The organism is Amycolatopsis sp. NPDC059021 (genome assembly GCF_042739895.1).
Classification (GTDB): Bacteria; Actinomycetota; Actinomycetes; order Mycobacteriales; family Pseudonocardiaceae; genus Amycolatopsis.
In genome coordinates, this window is the sequence record NZ_JBHYIQ010000016.1 from 1 (window position 1) to 18,571 (window position 18,571).

The 18,571-nt window shown below is 68.6% G+C and carries 21 protein-coding genes; 10 read left to right on the forward strand and 11 right to left on the reverse strand.

The window, feature by feature from the left end; all coding sequences use genetic code 11:
• Positions 1-34: 34 nt before the first annotated feature.
• Positions 35-475 carry a YybH family protein gene (locus tag ACFWX1_RS12145; RefSeq protein ID WP_378386520.1) on the reverse strand — a complete coding sequence of 147 codons (441 nt, stop codon included), beginning with the start codon at positions 473-475 and terminating at the stop codon, positions 35-37.
• A 110-nt stretch (positions 476-585) separates the two neighbouring features.
• On the opposite strand from ACFWX1_RS12145, the gene ACFWX1_RS12150 reads away from it, so the two are divergent.
• From ACFWX1_RS12150 to ACFWX1_RS12160, 3 genes are all read left to right on the forward strand, one after another.
• A complete protein-coding gene (locus ACFWX1_RS12150) occupies positions 586-957 on the forward strand; it encodes a YciI family protein (protein WP_378386522.1) in 372 nt (123 codons plus the stop codon).
• Complete coding sequence (locus ACFWX1_RS12155; RefSeq protein WP_378386524.1) at positions 954-2,162, forward strand: RNA polymerase sigma factor; 1,209 nt, start codon at positions 954-956, stop codon at positions 2,160-2,162. The genes ACFWX1_RS12150 and ACFWX1_RS12155 overlap by 4 nt, the downstream gene beginning before the upstream one ends.
• Before the next feature lie 124 nt (positions 2,163-2,286).
• Positions 2,287-2,952: a DedA family protein gene (locus ACFWX1_RS12160; RefSeq protein WP_378386526.1), complete on the forward strand. Its 666-nt coding sequence runs from the start codon at positions 2,287-2,289 to the stop codon at positions 2,950-2,952.
• 9 nt (positions 2,953-2,961) lie between these two features.
• On the opposite strand, the gene ACFWX1_RS12165 is transcribed toward ACFWX1_RS12160, so the two are convergent.
• Together ACFWX1_RS12165 and ACFWX1_RS12170 are read right to left on the reverse strand one after the other, a co-directional pair.
• Complete coding sequence (locus ACFWX1_RS12165) at positions 2,962-3,885, reverse strand: EamA family transporter (protein WP_378386528.1); 924 nt, start codon at positions 3,883-3,885, stop codon at positions 2,962-2,964.
• 125 nt (positions 3,886-4,010) lie between these two features.
• Positions 4,011-4,496, reverse strand: a complete 486-nt coding sequence (locus tag ACFWX1_RS12170) for a carboxymuconolactone decarboxylase family protein (protein ID WP_378386530.1) — start codon at positions 4,494-4,496, stop codon at positions 4,011-4,013.
• A gap of 173 nt (positions 4,497-4,669) precedes the next feature.
• On the opposite strand from ACFWX1_RS12170, the gene ACFWX1_RS12175 reads away from it, so the two are divergent.
• Both ACFWX1_RS12175 and ACFWX1_RS12180 read left to right on the forward strand, forming a co-directional pair.
• Positions 4,670-5,557 carry an RNA polymerase sigma-70 factor gene (locus ACFWX1_RS12175; RefSeq protein WP_378386532.1) on the forward strand — a complete coding sequence of 296 codons (888 nt, stop codon included), beginning with the start codon at positions 4,670-4,672 and terminating at the stop codon, positions 5,555-5,557.
• A 38-nt stretch (positions 5,558-5,595) separates the two neighbouring features.
• A complete protein-coding gene (locus ACFWX1_RS12180; protein ID WP_378386534.1) occupies positions 5,596-6,501 on the forward strand; it encodes a LysR family transcriptional regulator in 906 nt (301 codons plus the stop codon).
• On the opposite strand, the gene ACFWX1_RS12185 is transcribed toward ACFWX1_RS12180, so the two are convergent.
• Together ACFWX1_RS12185 and ACFWX1_RS12190 are read right to left on the reverse strand one after the other, a co-directional pair.
• Entirely contained in the window at positions 6,498-7,046 is a 549-nt protein-coding gene (locus tag ACFWX1_RS12185; protein WP_378386536.1) for a DedA family protein, read from the reverse strand. The two genes, ACFWX1_RS12180 and ACFWX1_RS12185, sit on opposite strands and share 4 nt — an antisense overlap.
• An 81-nt stretch (positions 7,047-7,127) precedes the next feature.
• Entirely contained in the window at positions 7,128-7,733 is a 606-nt protein-coding gene (locus ACFWX1_RS12190) for a TetR/AcrR family transcriptional regulator (RefSeq protein WP_378386538.1), read from the reverse strand.
• Positions 7,734-7,791: 58 nt separating this feature from the next.
• Here ACFWX1_RS12190 and ACFWX1_RS12195 point away from each other — a divergent pair, with 58 nt between their 5' ends.
• Together ACFWX1_RS12195 and ACFWX1_RS12200 are read left to right on the forward strand one after the other, a co-directional pair.
• Positions 7,792-8,439, forward strand: coding sequence for a peroxiredoxin-like family protein (locus tag ACFWX1_RS12195; protein ID WP_378386540.1), 648 nt, complete (start codon positions 7,792-7,794; stop codon positions 8,437-8,439).
• Positions 8,440-8,705: 266 nt separating this feature from the next.
• A complete protein-coding gene (locus tag ACFWX1_RS12200) occupies positions 8,706-9,620 on the forward strand; it encodes an SDR family oxidoreductase (RefSeq protein ID WP_378386542.1) in 915 nt (304 codons plus the stop codon).
• A gap of 4 nt (positions 9,621-9,624) precedes the next feature.
• Here ACFWX1_RS12200 and ACFWX1_RS12205 read toward each other — a convergent pair whose 3' ends face one another.
• Positions 9,625-10,596 carry a helix-turn-helix transcriptional regulator gene (locus ACFWX1_RS12205; protein WP_378386544.1) on the reverse strand — a complete coding sequence of 324 codons (972 nt, stop codon included), beginning with the start codon at positions 10,594-10,596 and terminating at the stop codon, positions 9,625-9,627.
• An 84-nt stretch (positions 10,597-10,680) separates the two neighbouring features.
• On the reverse strand, positions 10,681-12,468 hold the full coding sequence (gene leuA, locus ACFWX1_RS12210; protein ID WP_378386546.1) for a 2-isopropylmalate synthase: 1,788 nt from the start codon (positions 12,466-12,468) through the stop codon (positions 10,681-10,683).
• Positions 12,469-12,712: 244 nt separating this feature from the next.
• Between leuA and ACFWX1_RS12215 the strand changes: the two genes are divergently transcribed.
• Positions 12,713-13,081, forward strand: coding sequence for a hypothetical protein (locus ACFWX1_RS12215; protein ID WP_378386548.1), 369 nt, complete (start codon positions 12,713-12,715; stop codon positions 13,079-13,081).
• 55 nt (positions 13,082-13,136) lie between these two features.
• On the opposite strand, the gene ACFWX1_RS12220 is transcribed toward ACFWX1_RS12215, so the two are convergent.
• From ACFWX1_RS12220 to ACFWX1_RS12235, 4 genes are all read right to left on the reverse strand, one after another.
• On the reverse strand, positions 13,137-13,553 hold the full coding sequence (locus tag ACFWX1_RS12220) for a hypothetical protein (protein WP_378386550.1): 417 nt from the start codon (positions 13,551-13,553) through the stop codon (positions 13,137-13,139).
• Between the two features lie 92 nt (positions 13,554-13,645).
• Positions 13,646-13,990, reverse strand: a complete 345-nt coding sequence (locus ACFWX1_RS12225; protein WP_378386552.1) for a hypothetical protein — start codon at positions 13,988-13,990, stop codon at positions 13,646-13,648.
• Between the two features lie 56 nt (positions 13,991-14,046).
• Positions 14,047-15,189 (reverse strand): hypothetical protein, encoded by a 1,143-nt coding sequence (locus ACFWX1_RS12230; protein WP_378386554.1) that lies wholly within the window; start codon positions 15,187-15,189, stop codon positions 14,047-14,049.
• 182 nt (positions 15,190-15,371) lie between these two features.
• The gene (locus ACFWX1_RS12235; RefSeq protein WP_378386556.1) at positions 15,372-15,962 is read right to left on the reverse strand and encodes a nitroreductase family protein; all 591 of its coding nucleotides are present in this window, start codon (positions 15,960-15,962) and stop codon (positions 15,372-15,374) included.
• 230 nt (positions 15,963-16,192) lie between these two features.
• Between ACFWX1_RS12235 and ACFWX1_RS12240 the strand changes: the two genes are divergently transcribed.
• Positions 16,193-17,458: an aspartate kinase gene (locus ACFWX1_RS12240; RefSeq protein ID WP_378386558.1), complete on the forward strand. Its 1,266-nt coding sequence runs from the start codon at positions 16,193-16,195 to the stop codon at positions 17,456-17,458.
• Positions 17,458-18,495 (forward strand): aspartate-semialdehyde dehydrogenase, encoded by a 1,038-nt coding sequence (locus tag ACFWX1_RS12245; RefSeq protein ID WP_378386560.1) that lies wholly within the window; start codon positions 17,458-17,460, stop codon positions 18,493-18,495. Before ACFWX1_RS12240 ends, ACFWX1_RS12245 begins: the two co-directional genes overlap by 1 nt.
• The last annotated feature ends 76 nt before the right edge of the window (positions 18,496-18,571 follow it).

Below are 18,571 nucleotides of genomic sequence, written 5' to 3' on the forward strand. Positions count from 1 at the left end.
ACCCAGAGTCCCTCGATGTGGCCCCCACGGACTTTCACGGCGTCAAGTCGAGGGCGGCGCGCATCGTGCCGTCCATGTAGAACGGGGTCGACTCGTGCACGTGGGTGATCTGCCAGCGGCCGTCGGCGCGACGCAGGCAGACCGTCGACCGGAACCACAGGTCGAACTTCGCGGGCATGCCCTTCGGCGTCGTGGAAAGCCGGTTCAGGCTGTGCGTGTAGGCGACGTCCCCGCCGACCGTGATCTCCAGATCGCGGATCTCGTACTCGATCGGGCCGTCGAAGCCGGCGAACCAGGCCCGTCGCTGCTCGACGCCGGTGAAGTCCGCGGGCTGCTGCACCAGCGGCGGCGCGAGGGTGAAGGCGACGACGTCAGCCGCCACGTCGGCCTCGAGCGCCTCCGCGTTCCGTGCGGACATCGCGGCCTCGCGGGCGGCCAACAGCTCGCGGATCTGCTTCTCGTCCTGGATGCTCATCGTGTTCTCCTGGGGTCCGGCGGCCGTTTCCCGGCCGCGCTCACCCGGGACGTAGAAGCCGGGAGCGCGTTCTCGACATCCCGGCGAAGTTTTTTTCCCGGAGGTGGGAGATGAAGTACGTCGTCCTGATCTACGGCAACCCGGAGTCCCGCACGGCCTGGGAGGGGATGTCGGAGGAGCAGCGCGCCGCCGGGCTCGCCTACTACCAGCGGCTCAACGACGACCTCGACGCCTCGGGCGAGCGCATCGTGTCCGAGCGGCTCGCCGGTGTCTCGTTGACGAAACAGGTGAGTGTCCGAAGCGGCGAGACGATCGCCACCGACGGCCCGTTCGCCGAGGTCAAGGAGTTCCTCGCCGGGTTCTACCTGCTCGAATGCGAAAGCCTCGACCGCGCGATCGAGATCGCCGCGCGCATCCCGGAAGCCCAGTTCTCGACCGTCGAGGTCCGGCCGGTGATGGGGCTGTACGGGGACGAGATGTGACGACGCCGTCCATCACGGGCCTGCTGCGGGAACTCGCGCCGCAGGTCCTCGGCGCGCTCGTCCGGCGGTACGGCGGCTTCGACACCTGTGAGGACGCGGTGCAGGAAGCCCTGCTCGCCGCCGCGACGCAATGGCCGTCGGAAGGTATCCCGGCCAACCCGAAGGGCTGGCTGATCACCACCGCGTCCCGTCGCCGCATCGAACTCTGGCGTTCCGACACGGCCCGGCAGCGACGTGAGGAGACCGTCGCCGCGCTGGCCCCGCCGGACCCGGACCCCGCGCCCGCCGTCGACGACTCGCTGACGCTGCTGCTGCTCTGCTGTCACCCGGCGCTCACCGCGCCGTCGCAGGTGGCGTTGACGTTGCGCGCGGTCGGCGGGCTCACGACCGCGGAGATCGCCCGCGCGTTCCTCGTCCCGGAAGCCACGATCGCACAGCGGATCAGCCGGGCGAAACAGCGGATCAAGGCGGCCGGCGCGGAGTTCCGGCTGCCCGAGGCCGACCGCGCCGAGCGGTTCGCCGCCGTGCTGCAGGTGCTGTACCTGATCTTCACCGAGGGACACACGGCCAGCTCCGGCAGCGCGCTGAACCGCGTCGAGCTGACCGCCGAGGCGATCCGGCTCGTCCGGCAACTGCGGAACGAACTGCCGGACGACGGCGAGGTCGCCGGGCTCCTCGCGCTCATGCTGCTCACCGAGGCCCGCCGCCCGGCGCGGACCCGCTCAGGTGCCCTTGTCCCGCTCGCGGAGCAGGACCGGCGGTTGTGGGACGGCGACGCGATCGCCGAGGGCGTCGAACTGATCACGACGTCGCTCGCGACTGCTCCGATCGGGCCGTACCAGTTGCAGGCCGCGATCGCCGCCGTGCACGCGGAAGCGGCGAAGGCCGAGGACACCGACTGGCCGCAGATCCTCACGCTCTACGACCTCCTGCGGAACGTCGCGCCCGGCCCGATGGTGACGCTGAACCGCATCGTCGCCGTCGCGATGGTGCACGGACCACGCGCCGCACTCGACGAACTCGCCGACGCCGAACAGGACACCGCGCTCGCGAAGCACCACCGCGTCGAGGCGGTCCGGGCTCACCTGCTGGAACAGCTGGGCGAGGTCGACGCGGCCCGTGAGCACTACCTCGAGGCGGCTCGCCGGACCCTGAGCATTCCGGAACGCGCCTACCTGGAATCCCGCGCCGCACAGCTCGCCTAAGCCCGAAGTCGGACGCCGGGTAATACCTGAGTTGGCTTCGCGGCCTACCCTGGCCTCGGTACCCTGCGGGTGCGAAGCCGCGTTTCCCGGAACAAATCGGACAAAAGCAGCAGGGGGTAAGGACGTGCACATCGACCAGTGGCTGGAGGCGATTCCGCCGCTTTCGGTCTACCTGATCGTCGGTCTCGTGATCATGATCGAAAGCCTGGGGATTCCGCTGCCCGGTGAGGTCGTCCTGATCAGCGCGGCTTTGCTGTCGTCGCAGCATTCCCAGCTGAGCCCGGTGTGGATCGCGATTCTCGCGAGCGCCGGCGCGATCATCGGTGACAGCATCGGGTACACCATCGGCCGCAAGGGCGGTACGCGACTACTCGCGTGGGCGGGGCGCAAATTCCCGAAGCATTTCGGCCCGGACCACATCGCCAATGCCGAGCGGATGTTCCAGAAACGCGGCGCGTGGGCAGTCTTCTTCGGCCGCTTTGTCGCATTTCTCCGCATTCTCGCCGGACCGCTCGCCGGTTCGCTGGGCATGCACTACCCGCGGTTCCTGATGGCCAACGCGGCGGGCGGCATCGTCTGGGCCGCGGGCACCACCACGTTGATCTACTACCTGGGCGTGGTGGCCGAGAAGTGGCTCAAGAACTTCTCGTACGTCGGCCTCGGTGTCGCGGTGCTCTTCGGGCTCGTCTTCATGCTGGTGATCAAGAAGCGGATGGCCAGGAAGCACCACGACGGCTCGGAGGCTCCGTCCGAAAAGGACTCGACGGCCACCGAGCAGTCCAAGGCCTGAGCCGGGCGGTCACACCTTCGCCGGAGCCTCGACGGGTGGTAGCTCCCCGTCGAGGTCCGCGGCGCGGCGCCGTCGCTGGAGCGACCCGAGCAGCACTCCGCCGATGACGACCGTGGCCGCGGCGATTTCGAGCAGACTCGGCCGTTCGTCGAGCACGAAGAACGACATCGACAGCCCGACCACGGGCACGAGCAGCGAGAACGGCGCGACGACTCCGGCCGGGTTGCGCCGCATCAGCGTCGTCCAGATCCCGGAGCCCGCGATCGTGCCGAGCAGCACGATGTAGGCCAGCCCGCCGAGCGCGATCAGCCCGGTCTTCGTGCCCAGCGTGGTCAGCGAGTGCCACTGCGCCGAAGGGCCCTCCATGAGCAGCGACAGCGCGAACATCGGCAGCGGCGGCACCACGGACATCCACAGCGTGAAGTGCAGCGGGTTCTCCGGCGCGGCCTGCCGCGTCGCGAGATTGCCGAACGCCCAGCTCAGCGCGGCCAGCAGGGTGAGGATCACCGGCAGCAGCGCGGCGTGCCCCGACTGCTGCCAGGCGATCGCCGTCATACCCGCCACGGCGAGCAGGATCCCGGCGAGCTGACGGCCGCTGACCCGTTCCCGCAGGAAGAACGCGCCGAGCAGCACGGTGAACGGCGCCGAGGCCTGCAGGACCAGCGAGGCGAGCCCGGTCGGCATCCCGGTGTTCATCGCGATGAACAGGAACGCGAACTGCCCGGTGCCGAACCCGAGCCCGTAGCCGAGGAGGTAGCGGATCCTGACCTTCGGCCACGGCACGAACAGGATCGTCGGGATCGCGATCACCGCGAACCGCAGCGCCCCGGCGAACACCGGCGGGAACTGCCCGAGCGCGACGTGGATGGCGAGGAAGTTGCAGCCCCACAGGACGGCGACGAGCACGGCGAGCAGACGATCACGGATGGGCATGTCACCCACTCTCGTTAACCCGATCGTGAAGGACCAGCGAGGAAATCTGCACGAACTGTGCAGTGCTCCTTCACAGTCGCCTGCCCGGCCCGGTCAGCGGTACCGGGCCGGGACGCGTCCGCCGCTCAGTTCACGAAGCTGTCGAACATGCCGGGCTCGTAGGAACCCGCCGGGTTGCGCACGATCACGTTCATCCGGTTGGCCGCGTTGATCAGGGCGACCTGGCAGATCAGCGCCGCGAGCTGGTCGTCGTCGTAGTGCTTGCGCACCTGGGCCCAGGTCTCGTCGGACACGCCATGGTGGTGGTCGGCGAGCCGGGTGCCCTCCTCGGTGAACGCCAGTGCGGCCCGCTCGGCCTCGGTGAACACGGTGGCCTCGCGCCAGGCGGCGACCAGGTTGAGCCGGACCGCGGTCTCGCCGGCTGCCGCGGCGTCCTTGGTGTGCATGTCCGTGCAGAAGCCGCAGCCGTTGATCTGGCTGGCACGCAGCGACACGAGCTCCTGCGTGGACTTCGGCAGCGGCGACTGGGCGATCACCATCGCGGTGTTGGCGAACCGCCTGCCGAACTTCGCGGCGATCTCGTTCTCGAACATGTTGAATCGGGCTTCCATGACCTCGTCCTCACTCGTGGTGTCGTACCTGAACGACCACCAGATGCCGGACACCCCGGGGTTTGTGACACCTCGGCCGCGTGACGAGCGACACAGACAGGCGATGTCACAAACCGGCGAGACCGGGCGTCTGATGGCGACACTGTTGTGAGCGCACGGACAGGAGCCACCCCATGAGCGAGCGGACGGACACCGCCACCGAGGCGTTCGTCGCCCACCGCAATCTGCTGTTCACCGTCGCCTACGAGATGCTCGGGTCGGCCGCCGACGCGGAGGACGTCCTGCAGGAGACCTGGCTTCGGTGGACGGGCGTCGATCTCGACGAGATCGAGAATCAGCGTGCCTACCTGGTCCGCATCACCACGCGTCAGGCGCTGAGCAGGCTGCGGACGCTCGGCCGTCGCAAGGAGTCCTACGTCGGCCCGTGGTTGCCCGAGCCGTTGCTGACTGCGCCGGATGTGGCCGAGGACGTCGAACTGGCCGACAACGTTTCGATGGCGATGCTGCTGGTGCTGGAGACGCTCGCGCCGACCGAACGCGCGGTGTTCGTGCTGCGCGAGGTGTTCGATCTGGACTACGACGAGATCGCGAACGCCGTCGACAAGACCCCGGCGGCGGTCCGCCAGATCGCCCATCGGGCACGGGCGCACGTCGCGGCCCGGCGGCCGCGCGGTGTCGTCTCGCCCGCCGAGGCGCGCGGCGCGCTCGCCGCGTTCCAGCGTGCGGTGGAAACCGGTGAGTTACAGGATCTGCTCGACATCCTCGCGCCGGACGTCGTCCTCCTCGGCGACGGCGGCGGCGTCGTGCAGGCCGTGCTGCGGCCCGTCACCGGGGCGGAGAAGGTGGGCCGGGTCTTGGCCGCCGGGCTGGGCAAGATGGCCGAGGGGACGCTGCTGCCCGCGCAGGTCAACGGCTACCCGGCGCTGGTGCTCCGGTTCGACGGCGAGGTCGACACCGTCCTGGCGGTCCGCATCGACGACGGCCTCATCACCGGGCTGTATGCCGTGCGCAACCCCGAGAAGCTGTCGCATATGGACAAGGAGACCGCGCTGCGTCGTTGAGTCCACTGTGAAGTGTCGCCTTCACATATGCTGCGGCCGTGGACATCGGCAGGCTGCGCACACTGAGGGAGTTCGCGGACCGCGGCAGCGTCACCGCCGCGGCGCGGGCCCTGCACTGCACGCCGTCCGCGGTGTCCCAGCAGCTTCGCGCGCTCCAAACGGAGGTCGGGCTGCCCCTCACCGAACCGGCCGGACGCGGGCTGCGGCTCACCGACGCCGGCCGCGCGCTGGTCGCCCGCGCCGACGAGGTGCTGGCCGCGCTCGACCGCGCGGAGTCCGAATTGGACACATACCGCAGCGCACCACGAGGGCGCGTCCGGGTCGCGATCTTCCAGTCGGCCGGGCTCATGCTGCTGCCGGGGCTGCTGCACCGGGTCGGCGCCTACGAGGGACTGGAGGTCGACGTCCGCGACGTCGACATGACGCCACCGGAGGTGCCCGGCCTGCTCGCGGACTACGACGTCGTGGTCGCGCACCGCGACGAGCACGCGCCCGAGTTCGAATCCGGCCGCATCGAGGTCGTGCCGCTGCTGCGCGAACCCCTCGACGTCGCCCTGCCCGTCGGCCACCGGCTGGCCCGCAAACGCCGGGTCGAACTCGCCGAGCTGGCCGACGAACGCTGGATCAGCGTCGACTTCGGCTTCCCGGTCGACGACGTGCTCCGCTCGCTGACCGTCCGCACCGGCGTGCGCCCGCAGATCGTCCAGCGCATCAACGACTTCCGCATCATCGAACGCCTTGTCGCGGCCGGCCACGGCGTGGCGTTGCTGCCCCGGTACACAGTGGACGATCGGCGGGGCAGCGGTCTCGTCTGCCGTCCGCTCGCCGGCATCCGCGCGGCGCGGCTCGTCGAGGTGGTGTGCCGGGCCGGCGCGCTCGGCAGGCCCGCGGTGGCCACGGTGGTCGACGAGCTGCGTGCCGAAGTCGCCGCGCTCGCCACCTAAGCCGTACCGCGGCGCCGGATGCCGAGAGTGAGCACCGAACCCAGGATCAGCGCGATGGCCAGGGAGAGTGCCATGCCGATCCCGGGCTCGGCGATCAACTGGCCGCCCGCGTAGCCGAGCAGGGCCACATAGGACGTCCAGAGCGTGATGCCGATGGCCGACGCGGTGAGGAATTCGCGCAGTGGCCAGCGAAGCGAACCTGCCAGCAGCGCGCCGACCGTCCCACCCGAAGGCAGCCAGCGGGCGACGACGAGCACCGGCCGCGGATGCCGCTGCAACCGCCCGTCGAGCCAGCCGATGCCGGCGGCGAACCGGCGACGTCGGCTCAGCCTGGCGAGCAGAGCTTGCCCGCCCGAGCGGCCGAGCAGGTAGAGCACCTGGTCCGAGACGAGGCAGCCCGCGGCCGCGACGCCGATGACCAGCGCGAGCGGTGGCCCGCCCCGGGCGGCCGCGACGGCCATGCCGATGATCGTCACCTCGGTGGGCAGCAGCGGCACCAGCGAGACGACGAACAACACCAGCAGGCCCGTCGTCGATCCGTTCACCCTTCCATTAAGCGACCTCCGGTGGGCGGATGGCCCGGAATCATGGGGGACTCACAGCAAGCCGACAGGAGCCGGACAGGTTCACGCCGCGTGGCTTCGCAGGTGCGTCACCGCGATCTTCAGTGCGTCCTCCAGCGGGGTGAGATCCTGCCGGATGTGGGCCAGCAACAGTCCACCTTGGACACAGGCCATCGTCGCCTGCGCGAGCCGCGCGGGGTCCGCGTCGGCGCGGAGTTCTCCCTTGTCCCGCAAGGAAGTCAGTCCGCGTTCGAGATGTGACTCCCATTCCTTGTACGCGTTGTCGAGCAGCGCGGACACGCGTGGGTCGTCGCCGAGTTCCCCGGCGAGGTTGCCCAGCGGACAGGCGACCGGATGACCGGCGCGGCGGTGGACGTCCAGGATCTCCTCGGTCCACCGGTCGAACGCGGCCCAGCCATCCAGCGCGGTGATGGTCGGCTGGTTGGCGAGGATGATGCGCAGGAACCGGTCGATGACCGCCTCGACCAGCTGGTTCTTGTCCTTGAAGTAGTGGTACATCTGCGATTTCCCGGCCCCGCTCGCGGCGAGGACCTTGTCGACGCTCGTCGCCGCGACGCCGTGGACGTACATCAGCTCCGCGGCGGCGTCCACGATCGCGTCCCTGGTCCGCCTGCCCTGCGGTGTCACCGCCGCTCCTTGCGTCTCCATGTACTGGATAGTACATTCGGCATCGATGTACTGAACGGTACAACCGAGAGGACGCACAGTGGGGAACGCACTCAACCGCGAGCTGGCCGGGATTCGCGCGCACGTCCAGGAGGCGGTTCCGGCCGAGGTCGCGGGCCCGCTCGCGGCCGACGTCGAGCGCAAGAAGGACGTCGACACGGCGAAGTTCGCACAGGTCGGCTCGCCCATGCCGGACTTCACGCTCCCCGGCCCGGCGGGGGCGCAGGTGAGCCTCGCGGACCTGACCGCGGCAGCCCCGGCCGTGCTGGTCTTCTATCGCGGCAGCTGGTGCCCGTACTGCAATCTGACGCTGCGCACGTACCAGCAGGAGGTCGTGCCCGCGCTCGCCGCGTCGGGTGCCCGGCTGGCCGCGATCAGTCCCGAACTTCCGGACGGCTCACTGTCCACAGTGGAGTCCAACGAGCTGACCTTCGACGTGCTTTCCGACGTCGGGAACGTGGTCGCGCGCTCGCTGGGCATCACCTTCCGGCCCGGCGAGGACGTCCAGGGCGCGATGGCGACGCTGGTCGGTGACGTCGGCGAGCGCAACGGGACGGGAGACTGGGAACTGCCGCATCCGGCGGTGCTCGTCGTCGGGCAGGACCGGGTCATCCGCTTCATCGACGTCCACCCGGACTACACCACGCGCACCACGCCCGAGGAGATCCTGGCCGCGCTTGCGAACTGAAGGTGGTGCGCTGAAGGCTTCCTTGAGTGCTGTGCGGCGGCATCCTGTGTCTCGAACGCTCCGTTCGCGACGTTGAACGTCCCCAGCGGAGCATTCGGGACGTGGGACACAGCGGTGTTGCTCGCTCCACGCCGCGTCGGCGGACCCAGGGTGAACGTTTCCCGCACGACGTTCACGAGCTTCTCCCGCGAACCATGACAGGAGTTGTCATGGTTCGGCTCGACCGTGGTCGGAGCAGGAGTTCCACGACGAACACGGGAGCACGGATGAGGGATCTGTCGGGCAAGGTCGCGCTGGTCGCGGGAGGGACGCGCGGAGCGAGCCGGGCGATCGCGGTCGAACTCGGCCGCGCGGGCGCGACGGTGTACGTCACGGGCCGCAGCACCAGGGCCCAGCGGTCCGAAGTGGACCGTCCGGAGTCCATCGAGGACACCGCGGATCTGGTGGAGGCGGCGGGCGGGAAGGCGGTCGCGATCCGCGTCGACCATCTCGAGCAGGATCAGGTCGAGGCGCTGGCGAAGCGGATCGACGCCGAGCAGGGCAGGCTCGACATCCTCGTCAACGGCCTGTGGGGCGGTGATCACCACCTCGAATGGGCCAAGCCGGTGTGGGAGCACTCGCTCGAGGGCGGGCTCCGGATGTTCCGGCTCGGCATCGACGCGCACGTGATCACCAGCCATTTCCTGCTGCCGCTGATGATCCGGCGGCCCGGTGGGCTGGTGGTCGAAATGACCGACGGCACCGCCGAGTTCAACGCGAACTACCGCGAGGGAACGTCGCTGCCGTTCTACGTCACCAAGGCCTCGGCGCATCTGCTCGCGATCGGACAGGCCGCCGAGCTGGCCGAGTACGGCTGCACCGCCGTCGCGTTCACGCCGGGCTGGCTGCGGTCGGAGGCGATGCTGGACATCTACGGCGTCACCGAGGAGAACTGGCGCGACGCGTGTGCGAAGGTGCCGCACTTCGCGATCTCGGAGACGCCGACGTTCGCCGGGCGCACGGTGGCCGCGCTGGCCGCGGACCCGGAGCGGAACCGCTGGTCGGGGCAGACGCTGAGCAGCGGTCAACTCGCGAAGGTGTACGAGATCGACGACCTCGACGGCAGCCGTCCCGACGCGTGGCGGTACATCGTCGAGGTCGAGCACGCGGGCAAACCCGCCGACACCACGGGATATCGCTGATCGGTCAAGAGTTGCGGGACGCGATCGCGGCACCGATGTCCGCGAGCGCGGCCCGCAGCTCCCGCGGTTCCAGGATCTCGACGCCGGGCCCGAGCGCGGTGAGCTGGCCGAGGGCGATTTCGCGGCTTTCCAGCGCGAGTTCGGCCTCGGCCCAGCCGTCTTCGCCGGGTTCGCCGAGCGAGACGACGGTTTCGGCGACGTACTCGGCGCGGAAAACCCGGCGCAGTCCGTGCACGGCGTCGCGGCTCAGCCGGACCCGAACCCGGACCGGCCGAGCGACCACCTCGAACTTCGCCGAGGACTCGCGCCACCAGCCGGCCAGGTCGAAGTCCGCCGGACGCTCGAAGCGTTCCTCGATGTCGGTCACCGACGTCATCCGGGAGACGCGGTAGGTGCGCAGCGCGTCATCGGCGGGGACGCGTGCGACGAGGTACCAGTTGCCCGCCTTCAACACGAGCCCGAGCGGCTCCAGCACCCGCTCGGCGAGTTTGTCCCGACGCCGATACCGCACGTCGAGCCGATGCTGCGCCCAGACCGCGCGGGCGATCGTGGCGAGTTCGGCGGCGTCGTCCTCGGCGCGGAACCAGCCCGGCGCGTCGAGGTGGAACCGGCCCGCGACACGTTCGGCCTGCTCACGCAGTTCGCCCGGCATGCTTGCGGACACCTTCGCGTGCGCCGCCGACACCGCGGTGCCCAGCCCGAGCCCGGCCAGTGCGTCCGGAACTCCGAGGGCGAACAGCGCGACGGCCTCCCGCGCGGTGAGCCCGTCGAGGCGGGCCCGCCAGCCATCGACGAGCCGGAAGCCGCCGTGCCGCCCCGGCTCCGTCCACAGTGGAACCCCGGCGTCACGCAGCGCGGCGAGGTCGCGGTGCATGGTGCGCTCGGAGACGCCGAGTTCCTCCGCCAGCTCGGCCGCCGTCGCACTCCGCCTGCGCTGCAACGTGAACAGCAGCGCCACCAACCTCTCGGCCTTCACGTCACCTTCCCGAAATGCCGTTAAGGCCACCTTACGGGCGTCAGACGCCCGTAAGGTGGCCTTAACGGAACTACCGTCGCAGAGTTACCGGTTGGCGCGGTTCACGGCCGAGACGACCGCGCGCAGCGACGCCGTCACGATCGACGGGTCCACGCCGACGCCCCAGAACACGCGGTCGGAGATCGCGCATTCGATGTACGAAGCCGCCCGCGCGTCGTCACCCGGCGAGAGCGTGTGCTCGCTGTAGTCCATCAGCCGCAGGTCGAAGCCCACAGTGGACAGTGCGTCGAAGAACGCCGCGATCGGTCCGTTCCCGGTACCGGAGATCTCGTGCTCGTCGCCCTCGACACGAACCTTCGCGACGAGGGAGTACTCACCGCCGCCGTTGTCGGTGACCCGCTGCGAGACCAGCTCCAGCGGCGTCCGCGGCTCCAGGTACTCGGCCGAGAACGCGTTCCACATCGTCGTCGGGTCGACCTCGCCGCCCTCGGAGTCGGTGTGCCGCTGGATGATCTTCGAGAACTCGATCTGCAGGCGCCGCGGCAGGTCCAGCTGGTGCTCGGACTTCATGATGTAGGCGACGCCGCCCTTGCCGGACTGCGAGTTCACCCGGATCACGGCCTCGTAGGTCCGGCCGACGTCCTTCGGGTCGATCGGCAGGTACGGGACCTCCCACGGGTATTCGTCGATCGGGACGCCCTGCTTGTCGGCGGCGTCCTTCAGCGCGTCGAGGCCCTTGTTGATCGCGTCCTGGTGCGAGCCGGAGAACGCGGTGAACACCAGGTCGCCGCCCCACGGGCTGCGCTCGTGCACCGGCAGCTGGTTGCAGTACTCGACCGTCCGCTTGATCTCGTCCATGTCGGAGAAGTCGATCTGCGGGTCGATGCCCTGGCTGTACAGGTTCATGCCCAGCGCGACGAGATCGACGTTGCCGGTGCGCTCGCCGTTGCCGAACAGGCAGCCCTCGATCCGGTCCGCCCCGGCCTGGTATCCCAGCTCGGCGGCGGCGATGCCGGTGCCGCGGTCGTTGTGCGGGTGCAGCGACAGGATCACGCTGTCGCGCCGCTCCAGGTTCCGGCTCATCCACTCGATCGAGTCGGCGTAGACGTTCGGAGTCGCCATCTCGACGGTCGCCGGCAGGTTCAGGATCGCCGGCTTCTCCGGCGTCGGCTGCCAGATCTCGGTGACCGCGTTGCACACCTCGGCCGCGTACGACAGTTCGGTGCCGGTGTAGGACTCCGGCGAGTACTGGAAGCGGAAGTCGGTGTCGGAGTACTTCTGCGCGTACTCGACCACCAGGTCGGCGGCCTGCGTCGCGATCTTCTTGATGCCCTCGCGCTCCTCGCGGAACACGACGCGGCGCTGCAGGATCGACGTCGAGTTGTAGATGTGCACGATCGCGCGCGGGGCGCCCTCCAGTGCCTGGAAGGTGCGCTCGATCAGCTCGGGACGGCACTGGGTCAGCACCTGGATGTGCACGTCGTCCGGGATCGCGCCCTCTTCGATGATCTCGCGGACGAAGTCGAAGTCGGTTTGCGAGGCCGCCGGGAACCCGACCTCGATCTCCTTGTAGCCCATGCGGACGAGCAGGTCGAAGAACTTGCGCTTGCGCGCGGGCGACATCGGGTCGATCAGGGCCTGGTTGCCGTCCCGCAGGTCGACGGCGCACCACAGCGGTGCGCGTTCGATGCGCTTGTCCGGCCAGGTGCGGTCCGGCAGGTCGATGTCCTCGACCAGGCGGTACCACGGACGGTAGCGGTGGACGGGCATCGACGTCCCGCGCTGGGTGTTCCAGACGGGCTGGTCGGCGGGCGCCGGCCGGGATGGCTTACGTACGCGGCTGGTGGCGATACGAGGGTCGGGCGTGCTCATGAGGGGTGGATCTCCTGAATGGTCGGTCCGGCGACCGGCGGCACTACGAAGCCCCGCGACAGGGAGCCGGTCCGGTCAGGCCCCGTCGCGGCACCGAAGCAGGAGAGCACGCGCCACGAAGTCACCATAACCCACGGGACGCGCCGGACGGGAGGGCCGGTCGCAATACAACTGTTACGACGGGTCGGCCATCCGTGTTACCAGCGGGTAGCGAATGGGGTAGCGACGTGCCAGACTGCCGTGCATGGGTGAACACGCTGAGTCGGCCGAAGAGAGCCAGGCGAAGCCTCGAGTCGAGGTCGATTGGCGCAAGGCCCGTGAGCGGACCGCGTCGATTCTCGCGAGCGTCGTGCGGTGGCTCGGCCTGATCTTCGCCGCGCTGCTCGTGCTGCACGTGATCTTCGTGGTCGGCGAGGCCAATCCGATGAACGGCATCGTCTCGTTCACCCGCGGCTGGGCCGACAGCCTGTCGCTCGGGTTCAAGGACCTCTTCGAGCCGAGTGACGCCAAGCTCCGCGTGCTGGTGAACTACGGCATCGCCGCGGTGTTCTGGCTCGTCGTCTCGGCGATCCTCGCCAAGATCATCCGCCGCATCGGCGGCAGCGGCTCCTGACACGCTTCCCGGCGCGACCACCACTGTCGTCGAGGTACTCGGGCCCTTGGCGGACTCAGGAGACGTTGGGGAGCGCGTTGACGAAAGCCGGGGCCAGCGCGCGGATGCGGCGTTCCGGGATGTCGCCTGCCAGCGCTTCGATCGCGAGCCGCACGCCAGGGGTGTCCGCACCGCCGAAGAGTTCGCGGAGGTGTCGCAGCCCGGAACTGGTGACAGCGCCCACCCTGGTATCCGCGACAAGCGCGCGGAACGAATCGGCCACTTCCGAGACGGGCGTGGTCACCATCAACCGGTAGACGTCACTGGCATCCTTGCCGACCAAGCGGTGTGGCTTGTCCAGGCGTGCTTCGTAGCGATCCCTTATTTTGTGAGCTTTTGCGACCAGTAGGGCCGCGGGGCCCGCGACGTGAACGGAGATGGATCGATTGTCGGCGTTGCCCAGCCCGGTGATCGTGACCGGTGATCGGTCCACCACCGCGGTCTCGATACCGTCGACCCGGCGCGCGGCCCGTTTGCTGTGGGGCTCGATTCGCGCGCCGCGCCCACCGGGTTTCAGCGAACTGCCTACGAGCAGGTCGAGTTCGACGGCTGTTTCGATTCCGTGGATTGTCGCCGATCGGCACCACAGTCCGGGTTGACTTGTCTGCAGGAGCCGAACCCGGCGTTCTGCAAGGCCGCTTCGAGCAACGGTTCGTCTCGCAGAAGCTCAGGATCGATGCCCAGATCGCCATCGGAGGTGTATGCGGCGGTGGCGATCGCCGCCTCCGTGGTTCGCAAGTACACGGCCTGAGCGCCGACCACTGTTATCGCGGCCAAGTGCTCGCGTAAAGCTTCGAGCCCATCGAGTAGTACGCTCCGCGCGACAACAGTGAGTTCTTGTGGATCGATATTCTCCGGAGTCTTGGACACCAGGTTCGCTTTCTTTCCGGCTTGTGGTGAAAAGCATGGTGAGGAACAGGCGGGTGTCAGGCGGTGCGCGACAGCCGGCGCCGCCAGGATTTTTCGTTCGCGGACATATAGGCCAGCACAGCCTCGGCTTCGGCGGGCATCCGCCCAGGTCCTGCCAGTCCGTCGAGAACCAGTTGGCTGTACGCGACATGAGCTATGCCGTCGAGGGTTCGGTAACCTTCGAAAACAATGTCGTCGTGGCTGCGCAAAAGCAGGACTTCGGCACGCTCGTCCACACGAATCAGCCCGAGATCGCCGGCCAGCTCGTCGGGTGCCTGTGATTCGTTGCCGACGTAGAGCATCAACTGCCCGCCACTGGTCAATGGCGCGACCTCTTGTGCGGCATAGGGCCCGGTCACCACCGCTCGGGGTTTCCCCTGATCGGGCAACGGCAACTCGCGAAGCTTCTCCAGCACGGCTGCGATGCCGTTGGGCGCGAGCGTTCCGATGTGGGGATTGTGGCGCAGCAGGTCGTAGGAGCCCGCCCTGGCGTGCAGCAGCCCCTGCCAATCGACGTCGACGACGACACGTCCCTCGCGGCGGATGAGCAACTGGTCCTGTAGCTGTGTCAGCAGTCTGGAGACCCAGGGCAGGCTGACCTCGGCGGCTTCGGCGATGTCGGTGGCTCGATATGGGGGTGCGAAGTCCACGAGGAAGCGCACGACGCGCCCGGCTCGTGGGCCGCTGAGGGTCACGGTCTTCGCGCCGCGCTCGCCACCTCTCGGTGCCTTGCGGTCACCCTGTGTGTACAGATGGATCGAGGGAAACGCGACGGACAGCCACACATTCCCCGTGAGGTCGAGGTAGCCGATACCGCGGTCGCGCAGCACCCGTTGCGTTCGTTCGCTGATCCACGGTGCCACCACGACCAGCACGTGCGGGGACTTGGTGTGCCGCAGGATGCTGTTCACGGGCACTATCTGGTTCTCCGCGGCGCTGGGAGTCACCTGGGATTTCGTGGCGATGAGCAAGTCGACGTGGGGGCTGCGTCCGTCTGGCGGTGTTACCCGGACGTAGACGTCGAACCCGCGATCCGCGTCGGGCTGGACTTCCTCGGCTGACAGGTCGTCGACGGCCCACTCCGGTCCGAGCAGTGTGCGCAGGCTCTCCAGCGCGCGCTCGGCCAAGTGCGCTTCGGATCGGATGCCGCCGTCGTTCACAGTGACGATAGTGGCATTCCGAACACGCAGAGTCAACAAAACTTGCCCAAGAATAAAACTTTACCCGTTGGGGTAAGTTGCGACTCCAAGCAAGTTGTACCCAACAGGGCAGTTGCCCCGTTGGGTGAACTGGCCTTCCGGCGAAAGCCCGGGTTGGGCTGACCGCAGTTCGCCGGTGCCGGTCAGAGCGCGGCTTCGCCCCAGGTGCCCGCGTAGGCGAACTCCGACAGCGGGATGCGCCGTCGCGGCGCCAACTCGCGCTGGACGCTGCGTTCGTCACCGAGCACCGCCGCGTCGGCGGGCGAGCCGACGGCGATGGCGACCTTCGGCACCGCGTCGGCAGGCAGTGCGAAGGACTCGCGGACGGCGTCCGCGGAGAACCCGGCCATCTGGTGCGCGATGAGCCCCGAGGACACCGCCTGGAGTACGAGGTTCTGGCTCGCCAGGCCCAGCCCGTACTCGGCGTAGGGCACCTCGCCCTTTTCGTTCGTGGTGACCATCACGCCGATCAGCAGCAGGCCGGCGCGATGCGCCCACGCCTGGTTCCCGGAGTTCAGCGTGGCCAGGATCCGCTTGTACGTCTCGTCGCCGCGGAGGCCGACGAGGTAGCGGGCGGGCTGGGTGTTGCCGAACGACGGCGCCCAGCGCGCGGCCTCGAGCAACGCGGTGACCTGTTCGGCGGACACGGTGGCCGACTCGTCGTAGGCGCGGGGGCTCCAGCGTTCGGCGATGATCGGCTCGATCGGGAGAATTGTCTCGGCGGGCTTACGCATGCCGCCGAAGGTAGCAAGGAGTGCTCTCCGTCACTCGGACGGAAGGACTCCAGGTATTTCGTTGGTGTTAAGGAATTTTTACTTCCGAATGGCGTCCGGCGAGTGGCCGGCACCACTTACGAGGGTGGCGGGCTGGGCTGACCCCGGTAGGCTTTCGCCCAAAGTAAGGGACGCGGGGGCTCATCGATGCCCATCGGTGGAGCCTCCCGGCCCGTCGAGGAGGTTCGGGCGTGGCCCTCGTGGTCCAGAAGTACGGCGGTTCGTCGCTGGAGAGTGCCGACCGGATCAAGCGCGTAGCGGAACGGATTGTCGCCACGAAGAAGGCGGGCAACGACGTGGTCGTGGTCTGCTCGGCGATGGGTGACACCACCGACGAGTTGCTCGATCTGGCCCAGCAGGTCAATCCGGCCCCGCCGGAGCGGGAGATGGACATGCTGCTCACCGCTGGTGAGCGCATCTCCAACTCGCTGGTCGCCATGGCGATCTCGGCGCAGGGCGCCGAGGCGTGGTCGTTCACCGGTTCGCAGGCCGGCGTCGTGACGACGTCGGTGCATGGCAACGCGCGCATCATCGACGTCACCCCGAGCAGGGTCACCGAAGCCCTCGAACAGGGCTATGTCGCCCTGGTGGCGGGCTTCCAGGGCGTCGCGCAGGACACCAAGGACATCACCACGCTCGGCCGTGGCGGCTCGGACACCACCGCCGTCGCGCTCGCCGCGGCGCTGAACGCGGACGTCTGCGAGATCTATTCCGATGTGGACGGTGTGTATTCCGCCGACCCGCGGATCGTGCCGAACGCGCGCAAACTCGAATCCATTCCGTACGAGGAAATGCTCGAACTCGCGGCGAGCGGGTCGAAGATCCTGCACCTGCGTTCGGTCGAGTACGCGCGCCGCTACGGCGTCCCCATCCGAGTCCGTTCTTCCTACAGCGACAAGCCGGGTACCACCGTGACCGGCTCTATCGAGGAGATCCCCGTGGAACAAGCCTTGATCACCGGCGTGGCGCACGACCGCTCGGAGGCCAAGATCACGGTCACCGGCGTGCCGGACCACGCGGGTGCCGCCGCCCGGATCTTCCGGGTCGTCGCGGACGCCGAGATCGACATCGACATGGTGCTGCAGAACGTGTCCAGCACGGTGTCCGGGCGTACCGACATCACGTTCACCCTCTCCAAGGCCAACGGCGCCCACGCCGTCAAGGAACTGGAGAAGATCAAGGACGAAATCGGCTTCGAATCGGTTCTGTACGACGACCACGTCGGCAAGGTTTCGCTTGTCGGCGCGGGAATGCGCTCGCACCCCGGTGTCACCGCGACGTTCTGCGAGGCACTGGCCAATTCGGGCGTGAACATCGAAATCATCAACACCTCCGAAATCCGGATCTCAGTGCTGATCCGGGACGCGCAGCTCGACGACGCGGTGCGCGCGATCCACGAAGCATTCGAACTCGGCGGCGACGAAGAAGCCGTCGTATACGCGGGGAGTGGTCGCTGATGGCAGGACTTCGGGTAGGCGTGGTCGGCGCGACCGGCCAGGTCGGTGCGGTGATGCGGCGGTTGCTGGCGGAACGGGACTTCCCGGTCGCCGAGATCCGCTACTTCGCCTCGGCGCGTTCGGCGGGGTCGAAGCTGCCGTGGCGGGACGGCGAGGTCGTCGTCGAGGACGCCGCGACGGCGGATCCGTCCGGTTTGGACATCGCGTTGTTCTCCGCCGGCGGTTCGACGTCGCGGGCGCAGGCACCGCGGTTCGCCGAGGCGGGGGTCACGGTCATCGACAACTCCTCCGCGTGGCGCATGGATCCCGACGTGCCGCTGGTCGTCAGCGAGGTCAACCCGCAGGCGGTCAAGGAGGCGCGGAAGGGGATCATCGCGAACCCCAACTGCACCACGATGGCCGCGATGCCGGTGCTCAAGCCGCTGCACGACGAGGCGGGGCTGGTCCGGCTGGTCACCAGCACCTACCAGGCGGTGTCCGGCAGCGGGCTCGCCGGCGTCGACGAGCTGGCCGGTCAGGTCAACGCGGTCGCGGCGCGGGCGGCGGAGCTGACCCACGACGGCGCGGCGGTGGAGTTCCCGGCGCCTGCCAAGTACGTGCGGCCCATCGCGTTCAACGTGCTCCCGATGGCCGGGTCCATTGTGGACGACGGATCGTTTGAGACCGACGAAGAACAGAAGCTGCGCAACGAAAGCCGCAAGATCCTCAGCATTCCCGAGCTGCGGGTGTCCGGGACCTGTGTGCGCGTGCCGGTGTTCTCCGGGCACTCGCTCGCGATCAACGCCGAGTTCGCCCAGCCGCTTTCCCCCGCTCGCGCCACGGAACTGCTTTCGAGCGCTGCCGGAGTCGTGCTGACCGACGTGCCGACCCCGTTGGAGGCGGCGGGTCAGGACCCGAGCTACGTCGGCCGGATCCGTGTCGACCCCGGTGTCGACGGCGGGCGTGGTCTCGCGCTGTTCGTCAGCAATGACAACCTGCGAAAGGGCGCCGCGCTCAACGCGGTCCAGATCGCCGAACTCATCGCCGCCCAGCGCTGACCGGACGTGAGCTGAAGGGGGGGTATGTGGCTCGGGGGCGCGCGGACGACTCCCCCGTGGCCCGTGAGTGGCGTGG

Coding starts and splice junctions, on each gene's coding strand:
- ACFWX1_RS12145 (WP_378386520.1), bottom strand. CDS start 475: ATGAGCATCCAGGACGAGAAGCAGATCCGCGAGCTGTTGGCCGCCCGC.
- ACFWX1_RS12150 (WP_378386522.1), top strand. CDS start 586: ATGAAGTACGTCGTCCTGATCTACGGCAACCCGGAGTCCCGCACGGCC.
- ACFWX1_RS12165 (WP_378386528.1), bottom strand. CDS start 3,885: ATGCCCATCCGTGATCGTCTGCTCGCCGTGCTCGTCGCCGTCCTGTGG.
- ACFWX1_RS12170 (WP_378386530.1), bottom strand. CDS start 4,496: ATGGAAGCCCGATTCAACATGTTCGAGAACGAGATCGCCGCGAAGTTC.
- ACFWX1_RS12175 (WP_378386532.1), top strand. CDS start 4,670: ATGAGCGAGCGGACGGACACCGCCACCGAGGCGTTCGTCGCCCACCGC.
- ACFWX1_RS12190 (WP_378386538.1), bottom strand. CDS start 7,733: ATGGAGACGCAAGGAGCGGCGGTGACACCGCAGGGCAGGCGGACCAGG.
- ACFWX1_RS12200 (WP_378386542.1), top strand. CDS start 8,706: ATGAGGGATCTGTCGGGCAAGGTCGCGCTGGTCGCGGGAGGGACGCGC.
- leuA (WP_378386546.1), bottom strand. CDS start 12,468: ATGAGCACGCCCGACCCTCGTATCGCCACCAGCCGCGTACGTAAGCCA.
- ACFWX1_RS12215 (WP_378386548.1), top strand. CDS start 12,713: ATGGGTGAACACGCTGAGTCGGCCGAAGAGAGCCAGGCGAAGCCTCGA.
- ACFWX1_RS12235 (WP_378386556.1), bottom strand. CDS start 15,962: ATGCGTAAGCCCGCCGAGACAATTCTCCCGATCGAGCCGATCATCGCC.
- ACFWX1_RS12245 (WP_378386560.1), top strand. CDS start 17,458: ATGGCAGGACTTCGGGTAGGCGTGGTCGGCGCGACCGGCCAGGTCGGT.